Annotated in this window: 12 protein-coding genes and 1 pseudogene; 6 read left to right on the top strand and 7 right to left on the bottom strand. The window is 72.1% G+C overall.

From position 1 onward, the window contains the following. Positions 1-171 precede the first annotated feature (171 nt). Positions 172-987 (bottom strand): SDR family NAD(P)-dependent oxidoreductase, encoded by an 816-nt coding sequence (locus ACAV_RS14290; protein ID WP_013595279.1) that lies wholly within the window; start codon positions 985-987, stop codon positions 172-174. A 122-nt stretch (positions 988-1,109) separates the two neighbouring features. Between ACAV_RS14290 and ACAV_RS14285 the strand changes: the two genes are divergently transcribed. Continuing rightward, complete coding sequence (locus tag ACAV_RS14285) at positions 1,110-2,072, top strand: SMP-30/gluconolactonase/LRE family protein (RefSeq protein WP_013595278.1); 963 nt, start codon at positions 1,110-1,112, stop codon at positions 2,070-2,072. Between the two features lie 16 nt (positions 2,073-2,088). After that, positions 2,089-2,964, top strand: a pseudogene (locus ACAV_RS14280) (aldose 1-epimerase); the annotation flags it as partial. 26 nt (positions 2,965-2,990) lie between these two features. Here the strand turns inward: ACAV_RS14280 and xopZ are convergent. Beyond that, entirely contained in the window at positions 2,991-7,223 is a 4,233-nt protein-coding gene (xopZ, locus tag ACAV_RS25185) for a XopZ family type III secretion system effector (protein ID WP_013595277.1), read from the bottom strand. A gap of 269 nt (positions 7,224-7,492) precedes the next feature. On the opposite strand from xopZ, the gene gshA reads away from it, so the two are divergent. Further along, entirely contained in the window at positions 7,493-9,049 is a 1,557-nt protein-coding gene (gene gshA, locus ACAV_RS14270; protein WP_013595276.1) for a glutamate--cysteine ligase, read from the top strand. Positions 9,050-9,084: 35 nt separating this feature from the next. On the opposite strand, the gene ACAV_RS14265 is transcribed toward gshA, so the two are convergent. Further along, positions 9,085-10,803 (bottom strand): thiamine pyrophosphate-binding protein, encoded by a 1,719-nt coding sequence (locus ACAV_RS14265; protein WP_013595275.1) that lies wholly within the window; start codon positions 10,801-10,803, stop codon positions 9,085-9,087. 140 nt (positions 10,804-10,943) lie between these two features. Here ACAV_RS14265 and ACAV_RS14260 point away from each other — a divergent pair, with 140 nt between their 5' ends. After that, positions 10,944-11,579 (top strand): LysE family translocator, encoded by a 636-nt coding sequence (locus ACAV_RS14260; protein WP_013595274.1) that lies wholly within the window; start codon positions 10,944-10,946, stop codon positions 11,577-11,579. Positions 11,580-11,594: 15 nt separating this feature from the next. Here ACAV_RS14260 and ACAV_RS14255 read toward each other — a convergent pair whose 3' ends face one another. The 3 genes from ACAV_RS14255 to ACAV_RS14245 all read right to left on the bottom strand — a co-directional run bounded on the left by ACAV_RS14255 (position 11,595) and on the right by ACAV_RS14245 (position 13,469). Continuing rightward, positions 11,595-12,860 (bottom strand): GAF domain-containing sensor histidine kinase, encoded by a 1,266-nt coding sequence (locus ACAV_RS14255; protein ID WP_013595273.1) that lies wholly within the window; start codon positions 12,858-12,860, stop codon positions 11,595-11,597. 82 nt (positions 12,861-12,942) lie between these two features. Next, entirely contained in the window at positions 12,943-13,221 is a 279-nt protein-coding gene (locus tag ACAV_RS14250; RefSeq protein WP_174270276.1) for an oxidoreductase-like domain-containing protein, read from the bottom strand. Beyond that, complete coding sequence (locus tag ACAV_RS14245) at positions 13,218-13,469, bottom strand: hypothetical protein (RefSeq protein WP_013595272.1); 252 nt, start codon at positions 13,467-13,469, stop codon at positions 13,218-13,220. Before ACAV_RS14245 ends, ACAV_RS14250 begins: the two co-directional genes overlap by 4 nt. Before the next feature lie 127 nt (positions 13,470-13,596). Here ACAV_RS14245 and ylqF point away from each other — a divergent pair, with 127 nt between their 5' ends. Further along, on the top strand, positions 13,597-14,565 hold the full coding sequence (gene ylqF, locus ACAV_RS14240; RefSeq protein ID WP_013595271.1) for a ribosome biogenesis GTPase YlqF: 969 nt from the start codon (positions 13,597-13,599) through the stop codon (positions 14,563-14,565). A gap of 115 nt (positions 14,566-14,680) precedes the next feature. Here the strand turns inward: ylqF and ACAV_RS14235 are convergent, their stop codons facing one another. Then, positions 14,681-15,748: a porin gene (locus ACAV_RS14235; protein ID WP_013595270.1), complete on the bottom strand. Its 1,068-nt coding sequence runs from the start codon at positions 15,746-15,748 to the stop codon at positions 14,681-14,683. Between the two features lie 387 nt (positions 15,749-16,135). Between ACAV_RS14235 and ACAV_RS14230 the strand changes: the two genes are divergently transcribed. Then, positions 16,136-16,906, top strand: coding sequence for an IclR family transcriptional regulator (locus ACAV_RS14230; protein WP_013595269.1), 771 nt, complete (start codon positions 16,136-16,138; stop codon positions 16,904-16,906). Positions 16,907-16,935 lie beyond the last annotated feature (29 nt).

Genomic DNA, 16,935 nt, shown 5'->3' with positions numbered 1-16,935 from the left:
ACTGGCGGGTGCATGCGGGTGCGCCCTGTGCCAACGGCCTTCGCTCAGGCACGGCCCCGCCAGCAACCGCCGCGCAAGGGCCGCCCCGCCGCGCTGGCGGTGTCCCCTTCCCGCCGGGTGCAGCCCGGCGAGAGAAGGGGGAAGGCGCGCAAGCGCCTCAGGGGGGTGTCGTCAGACCCAGCCGGCGTCCACCTTGAACTCCTGCGCCGTGCACATCGCGGCGTCGTCGGAGCCCAGGAACAGCACCATGCGCGCGATGTCGCGCGGCTGCAGCTTGTCGGGCAGGCACTGGTTGCGCTCGAGCTCCCGCTCGCCCTCGGCGTCGAGCCACAGCCGGATCTGCCGCTCGGTCATCACCCAGCCGGGGGAGACGGTGTTGATGCGGATGCGGTCCTGGCCGAGCGTGCGCGCCAGGCCCCGGGTGAGCCCGTTCACCGACGACTTGGCGATCGCATAGCAGGGGTAGCCCGACCCCTTGCCCTGCCAGCCGGTGGAGCCGAGGTTGACGATGGAGCCGCCGCCGAGCCGGCGCATGCCCGGCACCACCGCCTGGATCGCGAAGAAGGCCGGGCGCTCGTTGATCGCCATGCGCTCGTCGTAGTACGCGGGCGTGACGGACTCCAGCGTGTGGCGGTCGTCGCTGGCCACGTTGTTGACCAGCACGGACACATCGCCCAGCTCGGCCGCGGCGTCGCGCACGGCGGCCTGCAGGGCATCGATGTCGCGCACGTCGCACTCGCGCCACCACGGGCGCGGCAGGCCTGCGGCTTCCAGGTCGCTGGCCAGCTGCGCGCTGGCCTCGCGGGCCACGTCCACGAACGCCACGCGCGCACCCTGCTCGGCGAAGGCCGTGACGATGGCGGCGCCGATACCGCTGCCGCCGCCCGTCACGAACACCACGCGTCCGCGCAGGCTGGGAAACACCGACAGGGCTCCGGACGGCGAGGCGGCGGTGCCGGAAGAGGAAACGGGTGAAATTTGAGACATATAAATTTCAGTATCGATTGATAGAAAAAATAATGGTTACGTGCATCAATTTGCGTTGATAAGATGCGCCGCGTCAAGAGGCCCGCGACAGACGGGCGCTGAAACAACGTCTGGAGACGCGCATGCACCCCCCCGAAATGCCTTCCGACAACCCACCGGCCGTGCCCTGGCCCGCCCCCGCGATCGGCGCGGTGCGCTGCCTGCGGCCCATGGCCTCCCAACTGGGCGAGGGCCTGCTGTGGTCCGGGCGCGAACAGGCGCTGTACTGGGTGGACATCCTCGCCCGCGAACTGCACCGCTGCGACCCCGCAGGCGGCGCGCACCGCTGCTGGACCTTCGAGGAAGAAATCTCCGCGCTGGCCGAGCGCGCCGGGGCACCCGGCCTCGTCGTCACCCTGCGCCGCGGTTTCGCGCTGTTCGACCCGGCCACCGACACCGCGCCGCGCTACCTGCACCAGCCCGAACCGGAGCGCGCCGGCAACCGCTTCAACGACGGCAAGTGCGATGCACAGGGGCGTTTCTGGGCCGGATCGATGGATTTCGGCTGCGAGGAGCCCACCGGTGCGCTCTACCGCTTCGATCCCGATGGCCGCTGCACGCGGCACGACGACGGCTTCGCGGTGACCAACGGCCCCGCCTGGTCCCATGCAGCGGCTTCCGGTGGACAGCAGGCGCCGGCCATGTTCTTCAACGCCACCGCCGAGGCCTGCACCTACCGCTACGACTTCGACCCCGGCACGGGTGCGCTGTCGAACCGGACGCTGTGGAAGCGCTGGGCCGACGAGGACGGGCTGCCCGATGGCATGACCACCGACGCGCTGGGGCGGCTGTGGATCGCGCACTGGGGCGGCGCGTGCGTGACCTGCCACGATCCCGTGAGTGCCGCCGAGCTGTGCCGCGTTTCGCTGCCGGTGAGCCAGGTCACCACCTGCGCCTTCGGCGGCCCCGACCTGCGCACGCTCTTCATCATCTCGGCCCGCACGGGCCTGTCGGAGGCCCGGCTGGTGGCCGAGCCCCTGGCCGGATCGCTCTTCGCCGTCTCCGTGGACGGCCCCGGCCTGCCGGCCCACCGCTTCGGCGGCTGACCTCCTGGAGACGCCCATGAACGAAACCCTTCATCCTGTCACCTGGCTGCACCATGCCGGCCAGCACCTGGGCCTCGTGCCTTCGCTGGGCGGCAGCGTGGCAGCCTGGCAGATCGACGGACCGGACGGGCGCCGCGCCGACCTGTGGCGCTCCTGGGACGGCCGGACGGCCGACCTCTACCGCATGGCCTCGTTCGCCATGGTGCCCTGGTCCAACCGCATCAGTTGCGGCGGGTTCTTCCATGCGGGGCGCTTCCATCCGATGGAGCCCAACCGCGCGGGCGAGCCGTACCCCATCCACGGCGACGGCTGGCTGCAGCCCTGGAGCCTGCGCCAGCCGGCGCCGGACACCCTGGAGATGGCGCTGCACTCGGACCGCTTCCAGGGCAACCCCTATCACTACGAATGCGTGCAGACCTTCCGCCTGGTGCCGGGCGGGCTGGACCAGAGCGTGCAGGTGCGCCACCTCGGCCCCGAGCCGCTGCCCTATGGGCTGGGCCTGCATCCCTGGTTCCCGCGCACGCCGGACACGCGCATCTCCGCCCCCGTGCAGGGCGTGTGGCTCTGCGGCAGCGATCCGCTGCCCACGCGGCACACCGAGTGGTTCCCCGAGGGCTGGAACCTCAATGGCGGCATATCGGCCCACGGCAACCTGATCGACAACGCCTATACCGGCTGGGGCGGCACGGCGCGCATCGCCTGGCCCGAGCGTGGCCTGCAGCTCACGGCGCGCATGCCGGACTTCGTGCAGGACGGCGGCGCCGGGCGCCACTTTTGCCTGGTGTACCGTCCGCCCGAAGGGCCGGCCTTCTGCTTCGAGCCCATCACCCAGCCCATCGATGCCTTCCACCAGCCGGGGCAGCCGGGCCTGCGCGTGCTGGAGCGCGGGCAGGAGTTCGCGCTGCGCGTCGAATGGCGCTACGGCCTGCTGGGCGACGCGGCGCCCGGCGGCACCGCGCCGCCCGGCCGCGCGGCAGCATCCGGGCCTGCGCCTGCGGCCGGGCCTTCCGCGGCGGCCAGCGCGCCGGGGGCCTCACCAGGCCCCATCGGCGATCCGGGGGCGGTGCGGAAAGAGTCCAGGCTCGCCTCGCTGGCCGTTTCGTAGCGGCTGCTGCCGCCGGCGCCGGGCCCTGCCGTACCGTCCGCCCCTTGCGCACCGCGCGGCGCAGGGGACGGCTGCTCCCAGGTCCGCGCGGGCTGCAGGTGCTGGCCCGGCTCGCGCCGCGGCACGGGCTCGTAGAGGATCCACTGGCCCACCGTGCGCATCGCTTCCGCGCCGCGGTTGTTCTGGTGCTTGAGGAAGAAGTCCAGGCCGCGTTCTTCCTGCAGCCTGGCCTTCTCGCGCAGCAGCAGCAGCGTCGGCTCCCACATGGCCTCGTTCTGCAGGAAGTCGTCGAAGGCCGCGTCTTCGGCCCGCGCGCCGTCCTCATCGCCGGCGGCGCGGGCCAGCGCGGCCAGCGCGCGGTGCACATCCAGCAGGGGGCCCGCGGGCGGGCGCATCACCTTGTCCGCGAACATCGCCGCGAAGCCGTTGGCCTGGGCGAAGCTGCGGGTCTGCTCCATGAAGTGCGAAAGCTGAATGTCCGCCACCAGGTGGTGCAGCGGCTCTTCCACGTCGCTGCCCAGCTTGCCCGTGCCGTAGTGCGCCCAGCCATCCCATTGCGCGCGCACGTGGCGCTCGAACTCCTCGAAGCGCGAGTAGTCGGTGGCGCGGTCGCTGCGCGTCGGGTCGATTTCGTCGCCGAAGAGAAACAGCGTGCAGAAGTTCGTCGTGGCGTGGTTCGCCACTTCCACGGCATAGCCCGCGTCGAGTCCGCCCAGCCCGGCACTGGCACGCTGGGCGGTGCGGGCACCGTCGCTGCGCAGTGCCTCTGCGATCTGCACGCTGGCGGTGGCGCGGGCTGAAACCTCCACCCGGGAGGAGGCGGTCGCGTCGCGATAGACCGTGGTCATGTAGCCCGCGATGGTGGTGGCAGTGCGGCCGTTGTCCTGGCGCATCTTCGCGCCCAGGCTGGCGGCCACCCCCGCGCGGCGGCCCCGGCCCGCGACCTCGCCCACGCGCAGGCCCGCGCTGGCGGACACATTCGTCTCGGTGCCGGTGCTGGAGCGCTGCGCATCGTCGATCAGGCCCGCGCTCAGTTCCGGATGGTGGGCGAGCAGCTCGCGCAGCCAGTCGTGGCGCGCCGGCGCGCCGTCGGGGCCCGGCTCCGCCAGGCGCAGCAGGTGTTCGTAGGCATCCAGGAATTCCACGTTCAGTTCCGGCTCGCGGCCCTTGCCCAGGCGCGGCAGGCGCAGCTGGATGCCGTTTTCCAGGCCGCGCTCGCCGCGCCAGCGCCAGTCCGCCGCGACGGTGCCGCCGAGCGTCGCCTGGTCGGTGCCGAGGTTGGCGGCATAGCCGGTGTTCGCGCCCGCGCCCACCTGCACCTGGTCCGTGCGCTGCTCGCCGATCTGCAGGTACATCCCGGTGCGGCCCATGTAGAACTCCATCACCGCGTCGCGGTTGCGCTGCGCGCCGGCAATCAGCCGCACGCCCAGGCCGAACACGGAAGACCCCAGCGCCACGGCCGCGGACAGCGGCCCGGCGTTCAGGCCCCAGGACTGCTGGCCGATCAGGCGCAGGCGATCGCGCCATTCGAGCTGGCCGATCATGTCCCGCGTCAGGTCCAGCAGGGCCTGCGCATGCGTGGCCTGCCCGGGTACGCCTTCACGCAGCAGGCGGGCGGCCTCCTGTGCGCTGGCGCGGAACTGGGCGCCCTGCTGCAGCGCATAGCCGTGCCAGGACACGGGCGTGCCGCCGGGCGGCGGCGGTGGCGGAGGGGAGGAAGGCCCGCCCGCATCTTCGGGCAGGCCCTCGGCCAGCAGCGCCAGCGCTTCGGCCGCCGTGTGCGGGCGGCGCTCGAGCCGCTGCCAGGCGGCCTCCAGCAGGGGCACGCTGTCCTGCGACAGTTCCGGTGGCGGCACGCCCTGGCCGCGCGCCGTGCGCTCGAAGTGCGCGCGCAGTTCCGTGGCGCGCGCCGCAATGCGCTCGTGCGCGGCGGCATCGATCACCAGGGTGGTGCGGTCCGTGCCTTCCGGTGCCCATTGCACGGTTTCCGCCAGGGCCTGCCAGGCGCATTCCGCGGGGCCGGGCAGCCGGCCCGGAGGGCGGTCCGCACGCAGGCCGCCCAGCATCTCGGAAAGCTGGCCGGCGGCCTTTTCCAGGGCCGCGTCCGCCCGGCGCCGCGGCGTGGGCAGCGCCGTGGCGGAGCCCACCTCGAGCGCCTGCGGCAGGGAGCGCAGCGCATTGGGCTGGCCGCCGAAGGCGCGCGGCCGTGCGCCGTGCCGCGCCAGGTCGTGCAATGCGTCCGCCAGCCGCTGCAGGTGGCCGTTCGCCCGGTCGTAGGCCGAGCCGGGTGCGTTGCTTTCGTAGCCATTGCGCAGCGCGTGGTAGGCCGCGCGTTCGTCCACCGTGCAGGCCGCCAGCGCCTTGGCGGGCTCCGCGGCATGCAAGGCCCGGCGGGCGGCGCGCCGCGCGTGGCCCAGCCATGTGCGCAGCCCGGCGTCGTCCGGCGCGGCGGCGCGCAGCAGGGCATCGGCGCGCAATGCCAGGCGCGCGGCCGCCAGGCGCTCCGGGTGCGCGGCCGGGCTGCCTTCCGGGCACAGCAGGTGCGACAACACCTGCAGCCCCCGGGGCACGCGCGCCAGCTGGTCCACCGTACGCTGCGCCGCGGGCGGCATCCCGGCCGCGGCGGTCCGGGCGGCCTCCGCGCCGGGGGCGGGCGCCAGGTCTTCCCAGCGGAGCCGGCGCAGCACGCCGAGGGCCTGCAGGGCCTGGGCCGGGTCGCCGCCGGCCGCCACGGCCAGGGCTTTCAGCCCCACGGCCACCACACCCGCAGCGGGAATCGCCCGGTCGCCGAACAGTGCCGTGTCCAGCCCCCCCGACCAGTCCCGCAGCGCGGCCTTCAACGCCGCGCAGGCGGCGGCCTCCGCGGGTGTGGCCGGGGTGCGCAGGCCGGGCAGCGTATCGATCTGCCGGCCGGCCATTTCTTTCTCGCATGCCTTCAGCGCGGCCCCGGCCGCTTCGCTGGCCGCCCGGGCGGCATCCCGCGCCGCCTCCAGCGTGGTGCGCCGCTCCTGCAGGCCGCCCAGCAGGGAGCGCAGGTCGGCGGCTTCGTCATCCGCGTCGAACAGGTCGCGCGCCATGGCCACGGCGGAACGCTCCAGCCGCTGCAGTTCGGCCTGCACATCCTGCCTGCGTTGCTCGAGGCCGTGCCGGATGCCGGTGCGTATCGTGTGCAGCGACCGCAGCTCATGCAGATGCTGCCGCAGCGCGGCAACGTCCTCGCCGGTGTCTGCGCCGCTGCGGTCGGCTTCGGTGCGTGCGGCCAGCAGCGTGCCCAGCCGGCCACGCACAGGCGCCGCCAGGGCTGCTTCGGCCTGGGCGATGCGCCGCTCCAGCGCCTCGGCTTCTTCCGCCAGCCGGGCGATGCTGGCGTCCAGGGCCTGCTGCTGCGCGGCGATGGCCGCCTGCTGCCGGCGCAGCGGCACGGGCCGGTCCGCGGCGTGCGCGATGCGCCGGCCGGCGCGCTGGGCATCGGAATCCAGCCGCTCGATGTGCAGTTGCACCAGGTGCTCCAGGGCGGTGGCCTTGCGGGCCGCCACCTCGGCCTCGTGCAGCCGCTGCGATGCCGTGAAGGCCCGGGCCTGCGCCGTGCCCACGCTGCGCCACGTATCCCGGTCGGCCGGGGCGCCCCGCTCGATGGGCCGTGCGCCGGCGGCGGCCGTGTCCCGGAAGCGCGTGAGTGCGTCCAGCCCCACTGGCTTGCCGGCCCGCAGCCCGAGCGCGGTTCCTGCCTTGCCCAGGAACTTGCGCAATGCCCTGGTCGCCTTGCGCGGGGCCGTGGCACCCGGGGCAGCGGGCTGCGCTGCAGCGGCACCGGATGTATCGGCATCGGCCGCCGCGGGCAGCGGTTCCGCCAGGTATTCGCGCACCCGGCCCGCCAGGCCGAAATGGGGCGCGAGCGCTTCCCTGCGCGCCGCCGCGCCGTCGAGCTGGTGCAGTTTGTGGTGGGCCTGTTTGCCGGGGGCGGGATCGCCGGCATGTGCCGCATTGCGGGCATTGCCGGGAACGAGCAGGGCGGTGGTGTGGGGGCGCAGGGAAAATTTCGGCATGGCGTCCGTCGGTCACAGGGGCGTCGTGCGCGATCCGGGCGCAAGACCCGGGAAAGGAGTGGCTGGACGCCGCACGCCCGGGGGCATGCGCCGTTGGCTGGCCACGACTCCCGCGATGATGGAGTCGGTGCCGTGTGCACTCCGCTGTCCGGCCGAAGCGCCTTCCGGCGGCGCGAAGCAGGGACTTGGACGCAGGCGCGAGCGCGAGCATGGCCGGCGTGCTAAGTTCCGTCCCGACACGGACCAACCGGTAACAAAAAAGACGCACCATGACGAGCCAACTGCAGGAGAAAATCCGCGCGCTGCCAGGCAACCGGCTGGCGGGCATGCGCCGCGGCATCGAGAAGGAGGGCCTGCGCGTGCTGGCCGAGGGCGGACTGGCGCTCACGCCGCATCCGGCGGCGCTGGGTTCCGCGCTCACGCATCCGCACATCACGACCGACTACAGCGAGTCGCAGATCGAACTCATCACCGGTGCGCGCGGCTCGGTGCAGGAGTGCCTCGACGAGCTGACCGAGATCCACCAGTTCGTGCTGCGCACCCTGGCGCAGTCCGGCGAGATGCTGTGGGTATCCAGCATGCCCTGCGGACTGCCGACGGACGAAACCATTCCCCTGGCGCGCTTCGGCTCCTCCAACGTGGGCCGCGCCAAGAGCATCTACCGCATGGGCCTGGGGCACCGCTACGGCCGCCGCATGCAGACCATCTCGGGCATCCACTACAACTGGTCCATGCCCGGCATCGCGAGCGAAGAGTATTTCGGGCTGATCCGCAACTTCCGGCGCCAGGCCTTCCTGCTGCTCTACCTCTTCGGCGCATCGCCCGCACTGTGCGACTGCTTCGTGCAGGGCCGCCAGCACGGCCTGCAGCGCCTGGGGCCGGATTCCCTCTACCTGCCGCACGCCACGTCGCTGCGCATGGGCCGCCTGGGCTACCAGAGCGATGCCCAGGCCACGCTGGCCGTGAGCTACAACGGGCTGGACGGCTATGCCGACTCCCTGCACGAAGCCCTGACGCGGCCCTATCCCGCCTACGAAGCGCTGGGCGTGCGCAACCCCGGCGGCGACTACAACCAACTGGGCACCAGCCTGCTGCAGATCGAGAACGAGTTCTACGGCACCATCCGCCCCAAGCGCACCGTGCGCCCCGGCGAGCGCCCGCTGCACGCGCTGCGCGACCGCGGCGTGGAGTACGTGGAGGTGCGGCTCATGGACCTCGATCCCTTCGCGCCGGTGGGCATCGAGGCGCCGACCATGCGGCTGCTGGACATGTTCCTGCTGCACTGCCTGCTGTCGGACAGCCCGCCCGACACCCCTGCCGAGATCGCCGCCCTCAAGCGCAACCAGCACCTCACGGCCGAGCGCGGCCGCGAGCCCGGGCTGTGCCTGGAGCGCGCGGGCCGCAGCGTGCCGCTGGTGGAGTGGGGCGCCGAGATCCTGGCCGAATGTGCGCCCATCGCCGCCGCACTGGACGCGGCCCAGGGCACGGATGCGCATGCGCAGGTCCTGGAGGCGGCGAGGAACCTGCTGCGCGAGCCCGATGCCACGCCGTCCGCCCGCGTGCTCGCGCGCATGGCCGGCGGCGACGGGCAGAGCTTCCTGGGCTTCACGCTCGCGCAGTCCCGTGCGTCCCGCGACACCCTGCTGCTGCAGCCCTGGGCGGGCGAGCAGCAGGCGCGCTACGAGCGCATGGCCGCCGCGTCGCTGGCCGAGCAGAAGGCCATCGAGGCGGCAGACACGCTGGACTTCGAGACCTGGCGCAAGCGCTACATGGCCATCGGCGCCGCGGCGTCGTCGGCGGGCGCGCCGCTCGCGCAGACCGTATAGCCCCCCTTGGTGCAGGCCCCCTGGCGGGCCTTTTTTTAGCGGCCGGCCGCCTGCGCCGCGCCGCGGATGCCTGCCAGCGTGCCCGTGGGCGTGATCGCCTCCGCATCCAGCAGGCAGTGCAGCACGCTGGGCAGGCCGCTCGCGCGGGCGCGGGCCAGCGCGGGTGCGAAATCCTCCGTGCGCTCCACCCGCTCCCCGTGGCCGCCGAAGGCCTGCGCATAGGCGCGGAAGTCGGGGTTGCGCAGTTGCGTGGCGCTCACCCGTCCGGGGTATTCGCGCTCCTGGTGCATGCGGATCGTGCCGTACATGCCGTTGTCCAGCAGCACCACGATCACCGGAAGGCCGTACTGCACGGCGGTGGCGAACTCCTGCCCGTGCATGAGGAAGTCGCCGTCGCCCGAGAACACCACCACTTCGCGCTGCGGCCACAGCCGCTTGGCGCCCACGCCGGCCGGCAGGCCGTAGCCCATGGAGCCGCTGGTGGGCGCGAGCTGGCTGGCGAAGGCCGTGAAGGGCCAGAACCGGTGCACCCAGGTGGCGAAATTGCCCGCGCCGTTGCAGAAGATGGTGTCCGGCGGAAGCACCTCGCGCAGGTGGCGCATCACCTCGCCCATCTGCAGCGGGCCCGGAATGCGGATTGGCGCGGGATCGCTCCAGGCCAGGTAGTCGGCGCGCGCCGCGGTGGCATGCGCGGCCCAGCGCACCGCGCCTTCCGGCCGCACCGCGGAGAGGGCGGCGGTGAAGGCCTGCGGCGTGGCATGGATGGCCTGCGCAGGGCGGTACAGCCGGCCCAGTTCGTCGGCATCCGCATGCACGTGGACCAGGGGTTGCGCCGGCACGGGAATGTCCAGCAGCGTGTAGCCCTGCGAGGGCACCTCCGACAGCCGCCCGCCCACCAGCAGCACCAGGTCGCTTTCGCGGATGCGCGCCAGCAGCTTCGGATTGGCGCCCAGGCCCAGGTCGCCGCAGTAGCAGCGGTGGCTGGCCGGAAACAGCATCTGCCGCCGGAACGAGCAGTACACCGGCAGGCTCCATGCCTCGGCGAAGGCCGTGAAATCGCGCACCGCTGCTTCCGACCAGCGGCTGCCGCCCAGGATGGCCACCGGCCGCTCGGCCGAGGCCAGCCGCTGCGCCAGCTCGCGCAGCGCGTCCGGGCCGGGGTGGGTCTCGGCCACCGCGTGGGGCAGGGCATCGGCGGCCGGCACCACATCCGTCAGCATGTCTTCAGGAAGCGCCACCACCACCGGCCCGGGCCGGCCCGAGGTGGCGATGTGGAATGCCCGCGACAGCAGTTCCGGCAGGCGCCGCGCGTCGTCCACCTGCACCACCCACTTGGCCATGGTGCCGAACACGGCGCCATAGTCCAGCTCCTGGAAGGCTTCGCGGCCCAGCGCCTCGCGGGCCACCTGCCCCACGAACACGATCAGCGGCGTCGAGTCCTGGTGCGCGATATGGATGCCGGCCGAGGCGTTCGTGGCCCCCGGACCGCGCGTGACGAAGCAGATGCCCGGGCGGCCCGTGAGCTTGCCCTGCGCCTCGGCCATCATGGCCGCGCCGCCTTCCTGGCGGCAGACGGTGACGGCGATGTCGGCATCGTGCAGCGCGTCGAGCACCGCCAGGTAGCTTTCGCCGGGCACGCAGAAGAGCTGTCGCACGCCGTGCAGGATGAGCTGGTCCACGAGGATCTGGCCGCCGGTGCGGAGCGTGGCGGCGGCCGGAGCGGAAGGAGAGGTGGGCAGGGAGGTCGAGGTCATGGGTGGGAAGAAGGGGAATGCGCCACTATCGCCCAGTGCGCGGACGCTGCCTAGGGGATGCGTTCCGCTCGATGGAACAGCCGGGCCCGGCGCACCGGCCGCCGACCGAGGGCCGCGCAACGGCCCCGTATCATCGCGCGATGCCCACCGCCGCCCAGATCCTCGCCTTCCTGCTCGCCGCCGTCCTCATCACCGCCACGCCGGGGCCGGACAACCTCATGGTGCTGGGCATGGGCATGTCCCGGGGCCGGGCCCGGGGCGTGGCCTTCGGGCTCGGCTGCGCGGCGGGCTGCCTGAGCCACACGCTGCTGGCGGTGCTCGGCGTGAGCGCGATGATCGCGGCGTCGCCCGCTGCATTCACCGTGCTCAAGTGGGTAGGGGGCGCCTACCTCGTGTGGCTCGGCGTGCAGGCCCTGCGGCATGCCGGCAGCGGCGGCTCCCTGCGCACGGACGTGGCTGCCCAGGCCGCCCAGCCGCTGCGTACCCTGTTCGCCAGGGGCATGCTGGCGAATGCGGTCAATCCGAAGGTCGTGCTGTTCTTCCTCTCATTCCTGCCACAGTTCGCGGTGCCCTCGCAGGGCGCGGTGGGGTCGCAGCTGGGCGTGCTGGGGCTGGTGTTCACGCTGCAGGCAGCGGTGCTCTTCGGCCTGCTGGGCTGCTTCGCCGGCACCATCGGCGGCTGGCTGCAGCGCCGGCCGCGCGCCGGCCTGTGGCTGGACCGCATCGCGGGCACGGTCTTCATCGCGCTGGGCCTGCGCATGGTGGCGGCGCGCTGAGCGCGGGCGCGCCGCTCAGGCGCGCGGCAGGGTGATGGTGACGGAGGTGCCCTGGCCGGGGCGGCTTTCCATGCGCACCTGGCCGCGATTGGATTCCACCAGCGATTTCACGATGCCCAGGCCCAGGCCGACGCCGTCCTTGCGGGCACGGGCCGTCTCGCCCTGCCAGCCCGGCTCGAACGCGCGCGCGACTTCTTCCGGGGCCATGCCCATGCCGTTGTCCGCCACCGTGAGTTCGACCGATCGCGCCGCGTGCGGCGAACTGCAGGTGCCGGCCATGCGCACGGTGCTGCCCTCGGGCGAGTACTTGAGCGAATTGCCGATCAGGTTGCCCAGCACCCGCACCATCTGGCCGTAGTCCACCCGCACCAGCGCGTCGGGCACCGGCCCCAGCACCAGCGCGATGCCGCATTTCTCGGCGATGGGCGCCATCATCTCGACCGCGTCCGTGGCCAGCGTCGCCAGCGGCAGGGCCTGCACGGTCGATGCCGAGTCGGACGGCCGCAGCAGGCCTTCCACCAGCGAGGCCATCATGCCCACGGCCGACAGCATGCGCTGCACGATGGCCTCCGGCGGCGGCGCCGCGCAGCGCTGGATCTGCGTGGCGCTGAGCTGCAGCACCTGCAGCGGCGTGCGCAGGTCGTGCGCGACCACCGCCAGCACCCGTTCGCGCGCCAGCGCCTGGGCGCGTGCCGTGGCGGCGGCCTCCTGCGCGGCGGCCAGGGCGGTGCGCAGGTCCAGCTCGCGCGCCGCGGAGACGGCCAGCTGGCGGATGGTCTCCAGTTCGTCGTCCGTCCAGGCGCGCGGGCGCATGTCGATCACGCAGAAGCTGCCGATGTTCTGCCCATGCGCCTTCAGGGGCACGCCCACGTAGGCACGCACGCCCAGGCTTTCCACGGTGGGCACGGCGCGCCATTGCGGCTCGGCGTGCGTGTCGCGGATGACCAGCGCATCGTCCCGGTCCAGCGTGAAGTGGCAGAACGTCAGGCCCTCCATTTCGCGGGCACGCGCCAGCGCTTCGGGAAAGCCGGACTGGCTCTTGTAGAAATCGCGCTGCCCATCGACGACGGATATGAAACATGCCGCGGCACCCAGAAGGCGGGCCGCGGTCGCCGTCAGGCTGTCGAAGCCAGGCTCTGCGGGGGAGTCGAGCAGGCCCGTGGCCACCACGGCCTCAAGGCGCTCGGGTGCATGACGGGCCGCCAGGGCGTGGGCGGCGGAATGCACGCCCTCCAGGGAGGCGTCGGCCGGCTCGGCGGCAGGGATCGCGGTGGCATGCATGGGCCGAGAATAACGCGACAGCAATACCGTAGGGCGCCCGGGGCCGCGAAATAACTGTCGCGCCGGCTGCTGGCGTGGGCGTTCAGGCAGCAGGAGCGACGGGCACGCCTGCCGGAGGCTGGGCCAGCGCTGCCTGCGCGTCTTCGCACCACCAGTGCGCGGCGGCATAGAAGCCCTCCCAGACGCAGCCGTTGCAGCCGCGGCCGCAGCAGGTGGTGGGCGGCCCGGGCGGCGGCCGCAGAGTGACGCCACGGGCCTGCGCCAGCGCCTGCAGTGCGGCGAACGCCCGCGCCGCGTCGTCTGCGGTGCGCAGGGTCGCGAGGCCTGCCGGGAGCGCCTGCGGGCCGTGCGGCGTGTTCACCGGGGGCCGCCGCGCCAGCGCTGCCAGCCCCAGCGGCCCATGAAGGCCAGCCCGAGCACGAGCGCGAACCAGCCGACCACGTGGATCTGCCCCATGAGGTCGCGCACGCTCAGCGAACGCGCGTAATAGGGCGCCAGCAGGATGACGATGCCGATGAGCGCGCAGGTCACGCCCTTGAACAGCATTTCGGACGCCTGCCGCCGGGTGGTCTCGGAAGGCGGCGGCGGCGTGGGAGAGGCGCGGGTCATGGGCGGGTCTGGGACAATCGGTGGAACAACGGTGGCGGGGCAGGGCGCCGGATGCGCGATTATCCGTGCGACCGCGCCGACGCCCCGTCCATCCCCCTTCTCCCAACGCACCACCTGAGTCCATCCCATGGCCATCCAATGGTTTCCCGGCCACATGCATTCCACGCGCAAGGCGATCGGCGAGCGCATCAAGGACATCGACGTCGTCATCGAGCTCCTGGACGCGCGCCTGCCCGGCTCCAGCGCCAACCCGCTGCTGGCCGAGCTCACCGGCCACCGGCCCACCCTCAAGGTGCTGAACAAGCAGGACGTGGCCGATGCCACCCGCACGCCGGCCTGGCTCGACTGGTACAACGCCCGCGCCGACACCCGCGCCATCGGGCTGGATGCCTCCGACACCGCGCCGGCACGCCGCCTGATCGACGCCTGCCGGCAGCTCGCGCCCCAGCGCGGCGGCATGGCCAAGCCCATGCGCGTGCTGATCTGCGGCATTCCCAACGTGGGCAAGTCCACCCTGATCAACACGCTCACCGGCAAGACCCAGGCGAAGACCGGCGACGAGGCCGGCATCACCAAGCTCGAGCAGCGCATCGTGCTGGACGATGATTTCTACCTGTGGGACACCCCGGGCATGCTGTGGCCGCGCATCACCATTCCGGAAAGCGGCTACAAGCTCGCCGCGAGCGGCGCGGTGGGCCGCAATGCCTACGACGAGGAAGAGGTGGCGCTGGAGCTGCTGGCCTATCTGCAGCGCCACTACGCGCCCCTGCTGGATGCGCGCTACCGCCTCGGGCTGGATGCGGCAGCGATCGCGGCGCTGCACGACGATGAACTGCTCACGCTCATCGCGCGCAAGCGCGGGGCCGTGATGTCGGGCGGGCGCGTGAACCTGCAGAAGGCGGCCGAGCTGGTGATGACGGACTTCCGCAGTGCCATCCTCGGGCGCATCACGCTGGAGACGCCGCCCGAATTCGAGGCCTGGAGCGCGGCGGCGCAGGTCCAGGAAGCCGCCCGGGCCGCCAGGAAGGCCGAGCGCGAATCGCGCCGCAAGGGAGGGCGGCCCGCCAGCGGAGCCGAACGCGGCGAAGACGCCTGACCCAGGGCGCAGGCGTGCGCCAATGAAAAAAGGGCTGCCATGTCCCGCATGGCAGCCCCAATGCCGGTGTACCGGCTCGCAATGAAAAAACAGAAAAACCGGGATGCGGCCCTCCTCAGAACGAGTGGCCCATGCCGAAGTACATCGCGCGCTGCGATGCACCGGCGCCCGGGCCGTTGACGGTGACGTCGGCCGCGTAGTTGGCGGTGGAGCTGTTGTTCACGCCGCCCAGCGACGCGTACAGGAAGGTGCGCTTGGACAGGTAGTAGTCCGCGCCCACCATCAGCAGGGTGGCGTTGCCGTTGCCGCGGTTGGCGCTGACGCGGTAGCCTGCGCCGATCAGGGTCAGCGCGGACGTCACGTCGTAGCGCACGCCCAGCCAGCCGTGCTTGAGCTTGCTGGGGGCGCCGGCCGCGGCATCGGGGGCGGAGATGGCCTCATAGGCGGCGAACAGCTTGGCCGCGCCGATGCGGTAGGTACCGCCCAGGATCGCGTCCTTGGAATAGTTGTAGGCGTCGCTGTAGTTGCCGTTGGCATCGCGCCGGCTGTTGAGCATGGCGCGCACTTCGAGGTTGTTCGCGGCATAGGCCAGCGACAGGCCTTCGTTGCGCAACTGCTTGTTCGATCCCGGCTGCTCGCCCATGCCCAATTGCACGTTGGCGGTGAAGCCGCCGAAGTTGGGCGTGGTGTACTCGATGAGGTTGTTCACGCCCGGCCAGTTGCGGCCGCGCACCAGCGTCGAGCTGCTCATGAACTGCTGGCCCGTGGGATCGATGTTCCACACGTCGTTGCTGTTGAAGAGGTTCTTGCCGAACATCAGGGTGCCCCAGCTGGCGCTGCTCAGGCCCACCAGCGAGCGGCGATTGAAGAACGCCGAGCCGGTCGTGCCCTTGGTGGCGCTGAAGCCGCCTTCCAGGTTGAAGACGGCGCTCAGGCCGCCGCCCAGGTCTTCCTTGCCGCGGAAGCCGATCATGCTCGTGCCCCACTGGTTGTCGGCAGCGCGCGTGAGCGAGTTCGTCTGGCCGGTGACGGGGTCAGCGATCTTGTTGATGTATTCCACGCCCGCGACCACGCGGCCATAGAGCGTGACGTTGGACTGCGCGTGCGCCGCGCCGGGCAGCGTGCCGGCCGCGGCCAGCAGCGCGGCCGCAGCCGCCAGGGTTGTCTTGGAATGCGTATTCACAGCGTTTATCTCCGTTGTAGTAACTTTGCTGATCGAAAAAAGGAACCGGGCTGCGCCCGGCAGTCACCCCACCCGTGGCGCGCAACCGCGCCGGCTGATCCGGGCGCGGGGCATCGCGCCGGAAGCCTTTGGAGCCACCGCCCTCGCGGGCAGCACCTCGCGGCGCGGCCTCGTAAGCCTCGCCTTCAAGTTCATATATGAACTTTTCGTTCATTGAGGAACAATGTAAAAACTTGCAGCCTGCAGCGCCAATGAGGGGATACCCTGCTGCCGTGGCGACGGAGCCACGGCAAATTGCCGGCACGCCACCGCGCGATTGCCCGGAGAATCCGCACCAGCGCGCCGCCGGCCCCTTCCGGAGCAGGCCTCCCCATCCCATTTCCCGCCATGACAGAAGAAACCGATCGCTACCGTGCTCCCGCCCTCGACAAAGGGCTGGACATCCTCGAGCTGCTGGCCGGCCAGCCCCATGGCCTCACCCGCGCCGAGATCGTGAAGGCCATGGGCCGCAGTCCGGGCGAGATCTACCGCATGCTCGAGAGGCTGGTGGCGCGCGACTACGTCACCCGCTCACCGCAGGGCGACCGCTACGCGCTCAGCCTCAAGCTCTTCGTGCTGGGGCACAGCCATCCGCCCATGGAGCGCATGGTGTCGCAGGCCCTGCCGGTGATGGAGGGCTTCGCCACGGCGGCGCAGCAGTCCTGCCACCTGGGCGTCTATAACCGGGGGGATATCACGGTGGTGGCCCAGGTCAACGGACCGGGCAACTGGGGCCTGTCGATCCGGCTGGGCGTGCGGGTGAGCCTGATCGACACCGGCTCGGGCCATGTGATGCTGGCCTTCCAGACCGAGCAGCGCCGCGCCGAGATGCTGGCCGAGCACCAGGCCACGCAGGGCGCCGAGGGCGAAGCGCCCATGCAGCCGGCGGAACTGCACACCATCCTGGAGCATGTGCGCACGCAGGGCTGGTGGCAGGGCGACAGCCAGCAGGCCTTCGGCGTGATCGACATCTCCATGCCCGTGCGCGGGCCGCAGGGCCAGGCGCTGGCCGTGCTGACCTGCCCCTTCATCCGCCGCCTGGACCGGCCGCTGGAAGCCGACCTGCAGGCCGCGCGCGAGCAATTGGCGCAGGCGGCAGAGGCCCTGTCGATCCGCTGAAGGGACCGGCCTGCTGGAGTGTGTTCAGC

Origin of the sequence: Paracidovorax avenae ATCC 19860, from assembly GCF_000176855.2 — a bacterium.
Taxonomy (GTDB): domain Bacteria; phylum Pseudomonadota; class Gammaproteobacteria; order Burkholderiales; family Burkholderiaceae_C; genus Paracidovorax; species Paracidovorax avenae.
The sequence above is the reverse complement of the archived record's forward strand: the minus strand, read 5'-3'. Positions and strand labels throughout refer to the sequence as shown.

Excerpts from the sequence above, each read along its gene's own strand:
- xopZ (WP_013595277.1), bottom strand. The coding sequence starts at position 7,223 with ATGCCGAAATTTTCCCTGCGCCCCCACACCACCGCCCTGCTCGTTCCC.
- ACAV_RS14230 (WP_013595269.1), top strand. The coding sequence starts at position 16,136 with ATGACAGAAGAAACCGATCGCTACCGTGCTCCCGCCCTCGACAAAGGG.
- ACAV_RS14265 (WP_013595275.1), bottom strand. The coding sequence starts at position 10,803 with ATGACCTCGACCTCCCTGCCCACCTCTCCTTCCGCTCCGGCCGCCGCC.
- ACAV_RS14255 (WP_013595273.1), bottom strand. The coding sequence starts at position 12,860 with ATGCATGCCACCGCGATCCCTGCCGCCGAGCCGGCCGACGCCTCCCTG.
- ylqF (WP_013595271.1), top strand. The coding sequence starts at position 13,597 with ATGGCCATCCAATGGTTTCCCGGCCACATGCATTCCACGCGCAAGGCG.
- ACAV_RS14260 (WP_013595274.1), top strand. The coding sequence starts at position 10,944 with ATGCCCACCGCCGCCCAGATCCTCGCCTTCCTGCTCGCCGCCGTCCTC.
- gshA (WP_013595276.1), top strand. The coding sequence starts at position 7,493 with ATGACGAGCCAACTGCAGGAGAAAATCCGCGCGCTGCCAGGCAACCGG.
- ACAV_RS14290 (WP_013595279.1), bottom strand. The coding sequence starts at position 987 with ATGTCTCAAATTTCACCCGTTTCCTCTTCCGGCACCGCCGCCTCGCCG.
- ACAV_RS14285 (WP_013595278.1), top strand. The coding sequence starts at position 1,110 with ATGCACCCCCCCGAAATGCCTTCCGACAACCCACCGGCCGTGCCCTGG.
- ACAV_RS14245 (WP_013595272.1), bottom strand. The coding sequence starts at position 13,469 with ATGACCCGCGCCTCTCCCACGCCGCCGCCGCCTTCCGAGACCACCCGG.